Below are 5,805 nucleotides of genomic sequence, written 5' to 3'. Positions count from 1 at the left end.
GGGCAGGAAAAGAAACCTGAGCGCGATGCCATGGCGGATATCCCACCAGACATCCTGCTAACCAACTTCATGATGCTGGAGTACATCCTCACCCGATTCGACGATGTAGATCGACGGGTAGTGGACCACTGCGAAGGACTGGAATTCTTGGTGCTGGATGAACTCCACACCTACCGGGGTCGCCAAGGGGCCGACGTTGCTCTGCTCGTTCGCCGCTTACGCGAACGACTCAAAGCCGACAAGCTAGTATGCATCGGCACTTCCGCCACGATGTCGAGCGCAGGTACCCAGACTGATCGCAATCGCACGGTTGCAGAGGTCGCCACCAAACTGTTTGGCACCCAGATCAGCGAGCACGATGTGATTGGCGAAACTCTTGAGCGCGTCACTGACCCACTCAAGGATGTTGCTGCCATCACTGCAGACCTGCCTACAGCGGTTAGCCGTGAGCAGTTCGACTGGCCCGATTTTGAGGCCTTTCAACGAGACCCCTTGTCAATCTGGGTCGAACTCAACCTAGGTATCGAGTTGCCCGATCAAGAACCGCCCCGGCGTGCTAAGCCCAAGACCCTTCAGGCCGCCAGTGATGATTTGGCCCGTGATGCGAACTGCGACGTGGCATTGGCCCGAGCAGCGTTGCAACGCTTCCTCGTGGCCGCGCACGATGTGAGAACACCCCAAGGGCGTCCACCCTTTGCGTTCAAGCTGCACCAGTTCATCAGTGGCCCTGGCAAAGTGCTCACCACGCTGGAGGCCCCAGGCCAGCGTCATATTACCCTGGATGCTCAACGCTTTGCCCCCGGACGGCAAGACGAAGGTGTGCACCTCTATCCGGCTCACTTCTGCCGTGATTGCGGTCAGGAGTACCTACCCGTTTGGCAGTCTGGACAACGGCCTACCACCTACCTGCCGCGAGAGATCGACGACGTCGGTGCCGATGACAACGAAGATGCCAGCTATGGGTTTCTTTGCCCGGTCAAGGGCGATCAGCAATACGGCGGTCAGATCGATGACCTGCCTGAGACCTGGCTGGACCTGAGCCGCGAAGAGGCAAAGGTCAAACCTGCTTACCGAAAAGCCGTTCCCTACCATGTGGCCGTAGGCCCTGAAGGACATGAGGGCTCGGGCGAGAACTTCTGGTTTATCCCTGGTAAGTTCCGCTTCTGCTTGAGCTGTGGCGTGATCCACGAGGCACACGGCAAGGATGCCAATCGCCTGTCCAGTCTGTCTGGCGAGGGACGCTCTTCGGCCACGACCATGATCGCGCTGAGTGCCTTGCAGCAACTCTTCGCCTTGCCCGATCCAGTGCCTGGTCAACCTGATCCACGCAAGCTCCTGGGGTTCACCGACAACCGGCAGGATGCCGCCCTACAAGCTGGCCACTTCAACGACTTCATCTTCTTGTTGACTCTGCGCGCGGGCTTGATCGGCGCGCTCCAAGAAAACGCGGGCGTGCTCAACGAAGAGCAACTTGCAGACGCCGTGTTCAAGGCGCTGGGCTTTCAACAGGTGGAGCAAAGCATCCTGGTGGAATACCTGCGGTCCCCAAAACTCATGGGCCTTGCACGGCAAGAAGCACAGCGCACCCTGCGCTTCATCATTGCCTATCGCCTGTTGCGTGACCTCCGTCGTGGCTGGCGCTACAACAACCCCAACCTCGATCAGCTCGGCCTGTTGGCGATTCGCTACCGCGGGCTCGACGAGTTCTGCGCTGATTCCAGCGTATTCATGGACCACAGCGTGCTGTCCAGGCTCAACTCCACACATCGGGCCCGGCTGAGCGAACTGCTGTTCGACCACCTACGCCGCCACCTGTGCCTCGAAACCCGGTACCTTGATCCTGTTGAGCAAGACAAAGCTCGCACCAGCGGACACACCTATCTCACCGAGCGCTGGGCCTTTGCCCCCGATGAAAAACTCGAAACAGGTCGCTACCTGATCCTTGGTAAGCGCCCAGAATACAAGGGCAAACCACGCACGGATCTCATCACGGGTGGTGCGCGTTCGCGCCTGATGCGCCTGATCAAGACCTCCAGCTTCTGGCAAGACACAGTTTTCGCCAACGAGGTCAAACGCTGGAAGGACGCTGAGTGGGTGGAGCTCATCGAGGCCATGCTTCGCGCGGCAGGTAATTACGGCTATGTACAGAGGCATGCCATTGATGCGCAGTTGGCGGGCTGGCGCCTGAACGCCGCCGCTTTGGATTGGTGCCTGATCACCGAGCAACCTCTGGGCGACGACAGCCGAGTCAACATCTTCTTCCGTGAGCTGTACCTGAGCGTGGCAGATTTGCTGCGTCTGCCATCGCACCCTCTGTTTGAGTTCGAAGCCCAAGAGCACACGGCGCAAGTCGATGCTCCTCGCCGACAACTGCTGGAGCAGCGCTTCCGCTACACGGACAAAGACCGGAATGACTGGTCTCAGAACCCTGCACATGAGGCCCCGCTGGAGCGCCTCCCTGTCATGTTCTGCTCGCCGACCATGGAGCTGGGGGTGGACATTTCCGCCCTCAACACGGTGTACCTGCGGAACATGCCCCCCACACCCGCCAATTACGCGCAGCGCAGTGGCCGTGCTGGTCGCTCGGGCCAGCAGGCTCTCGTGGTGACCTACTGTGCAGCGCTTAGTCCGCACGACCAGTGGTTCTTCCACCACGCCAACGACATGGTCCACGGTGTGGTCCGTGCGCCGACGCTTGATCTGGCCAACCGAGACCTCGTAGACAGCCATCTTCAAGCCGTGTGGCTGGCCAGCACACAGACCCCGCTGGACGCCAGCATCGCGCCGATGCTCGACCTGGACCAGCCCGGCAAACCGCTCAAGCAGAGCTACCAAGACGCCTTCAATGCACCCTGTGTGCGTGAACGCGCCTTGGTTAGTGCTCAGCGCGTGGTGGATCAGCTTCTGACCGAGTTGAACGGTAGCCATTGGTTTTCAAAGGAGTACGTTCAGCATGTCATTGAGCGTGCGCCTCAACAGTTCTCGGGTGCCTTGGAACGCTGGCGGGTCCTGTTCGATGCCACGCGGCAGCAAATGAACATGGCCGACCAGATCGTCAAGAGCCACACAGCCTCCCACGCTGAGCGCCAGAATGCCCAGCGCCGCTATGGGGATGCTGCTCGCCAGTACGCCGTTCTGCTCAAGTCAGGCAACAGCCAGAACACCGACTTTTACACCTACCGCTACCTGGCCAGCCAGGGCTTCTTGCCAGGCTATAACTTCCCTCGCCTGCCTCTCATGGCCTGGATTCCCGCACGCGGCGGCCAAACCACCAATGGCAAAGACGACGAGGGCAGCATGGTCAGCCGCCCGCGTTTCCTGGCACTGTCCGAGTTCGGTCCACGCAGCCTCATCTACCACCAAGGTCGCATGTACCGTGTGGTGCGCGCCAAGCTCAATGTGGGCAATGCCGATCACATTTCGGGCAACAGCCAACTCTCAACGATCACGTCCTTGGTGTGCAGCCAATGCGGCTACGGTCACCTGGGTGAGCCCGGAGGTGGTCAGCCTCTGGTCAACCGCTGCGAGAACTGCGATGCCCTGCTGACGGAAACCGATTGGGTGCGTGAGCTCTACCGCATCGAGACCGTCGAAACCCTGCCGGTTGAGCGCATTTCGATCAACGACGAAGACCGTCAACGCCAAGGCTTCGAGCTGCAAACCACCTACCGTTTTCTACCGGGGCCTGACGGCAAGATCCAAAAGCAGAAGGCCGATGTCTTGCAGGGTGAAGAAACTCTGGCTGAGCTTAGCTACGCACCAGCCGCACGCATCTGGCGCATCAATCGTGGGTGGCGCCGCCGCAAGGACAAAGAGCAACTAGGCTTTTACATCAACCCTATCACAGGCACCTGGAGCAAACAGGACGCCCCCGACGCGGGTGAAGACAACGGCAACGACGATGCACTCATGGACAAGGTACCCAACCAGCGCATCGTCCCCTTTGTTGAAGACCACCGCAATCTGTTGATCCTGGCGCCGGTGCACGCGCTGCCGCTGGAGGCCATGGCCACGCTGCAAGCCGCGCTCAAGCGTGGCATCGAGATGACCTTCCAAATCGAAGAGTCGGAGCTGGTCGCCGAGCCCTTGCCGAAGCTGGACGCACGCCGCGCGCTGCTGTTCTACGAGGCTGCCGAGGGCGGCGCGGGTGTGCTCACCCGGCTGGCCAACGACGCTGCCAGCCTGGCTTTGGTGGCGCAGAACGCACTGCGCCTCCTACATCACCGAGACCCGGCCGATGGCATTTGGCGTTTGGAAGACTTGCCCGAGCTGGAACAGACCGACGACCTTGGCAACCATATTTGCGAGGCGGGCTGCTACCAGTGCCTGCTCTCGTACTTCAATCAGCCAGACCACGAGCACATCAACCGTCGTAACCAGGAAGCACTGAAGCTGCTGGTGGCCATGGCCAATGCTCAGGTAAAGCTACGCCCTGCAAATGACGTCGCACCGGCCGTATCTGCTGGTGGCGAGGCAACTTCAGCCGATGGCACCCCTGAAGCACGCTGGCTGGCTGCCTTGCATGCGGCAGGCCTGGCCGCGCCCGACGCCTTGAGCGTCTCCGTCAACCAAGGAGCTGCCATCGCTGCCGCGCAGTACAAGGCCGCACGCGCCCTGGTGTTTCTCAACAAACTCGACGCCACCACCACCGCCATGTTGCAAGACAAAGGCTGGCAGGTGCTGGACTTCTCTGACCCCGAATCTTGGTCCGCCCGTTTCGCCGAACACACGGCCGTGTTTGGCACAACCGGCTGACGCCCCGGACTGCTCCCATGACCACACTTGAACACGACTTCCTGCCAGGCAACCTGGTTCGCGCCCGAGGCCGCGAATGGGTAGTGCAGACCGATTCGCGCCGCGACTGGCTGCGCCTGCGCCCGCTGGGCGGGGCTGAAGACGAGACCATCGCTCTGATCCCCGAGCTGGAACTGGCACCAGTTGAGCACGCAACCTTCGACCTGCCAGATCCCGCCCTGGCGGGCAACCACGCGGCGGCCATTCTGCTGCGCGACGCATTGCGCCTCACCTTGCGCGCCGGTGCTGGTCCCTTCCGCTCGTTCGGCAACATCGCTGTGGAGCCCCGCGGCTACCAACTGGTACCCTTACTGATGGCCTTGCGCTTGTCCACTGTTCGGCTACTGATTGCAGACGACGTGGGCATTGGCAAAACCGTCGAAGCCGGCCTGATTGCCCGCGAATTGATGGATCGTGGTGAGATCACTCGCTTGGCCGTGCTGTGCCCGCCGCACCTGGTCGAGCAGTGGCAATCCGAGCTGGAGACCCGCTTCAACCTGCACGCGGTGCCCCTCACTGCGGCATCGGCAGCGCGGGTGGAGCGCGAGCTGCCCCACGGCGTGGCCTTGTTCGATCACCACCCTGTGGTCGTTGTGAGCCTGGACTACATCAAGAGCGAGCGCAATCGCGAACAGTTCCTCGCCACCGCACCCGAATGCATCATCGTAGACGAGGCTCACACCTGCGCCAGCAGCGGTGCAGGCAAGCAACTGCGCTTCGAGCTTTTGCAACGCCTTGCCAAGGATGAGCACCGTCACCTGATCCTGCTCACAGCCACGCCCCACTCGGGTGACGAAGTTGCGTTCTATAACCTTTTGTCATTACTGGATCAGCGCTTCCTGGCGTTGCAGGGACGCATGTCAACCAGCGACCCGCTGCGCCAAGAGCTGGCACGCCACTTCGTTCAACGCCGCCGCAAAGACATTGCAGAGTGGCAGGCCGAAACCCAAGACGGTCGCGGCTTTGCTCGGCGCATGAAAACCGAGCTTACCTATCAGCTCAGTGGTGATT

The 5,805-nt window shown here is 60.9% G+C and carries 2 protein-coding genes; both read left to right on the top strand.

The features are described 5' to 3' along the window. Positions 1–4,755: Zn-binding domain-containing protein (locus JHD62_RS20985; protein WP_199104515.1), on the top strand; the 4,755-nt coding region annotated here is incomplete at its 5' end. 17 nt (positions 4,756–4,772) lie between these two features. Continuing rightward, the coding region (locus tag JHD62_RS20980; protein ID WP_199104514.1) for a DEAD/DEAH box helicase at positions 4,773–5,805 on the top strand (1,033 nt) is incomplete at its 3' end.

Origin of the sequence: Aquitalea sp. ASV11, assembly GCF_016429185.1 — a bacterium.
GTDB lineage: Bacteria > Pseudomonadota > Gammaproteobacteria > Burkholderiales > Chromobacteriaceae > Aquitalea > Aquitalea pelogenes.
This window is presented reverse-complemented; position numbering and strand designations above follow the sequence as displayed.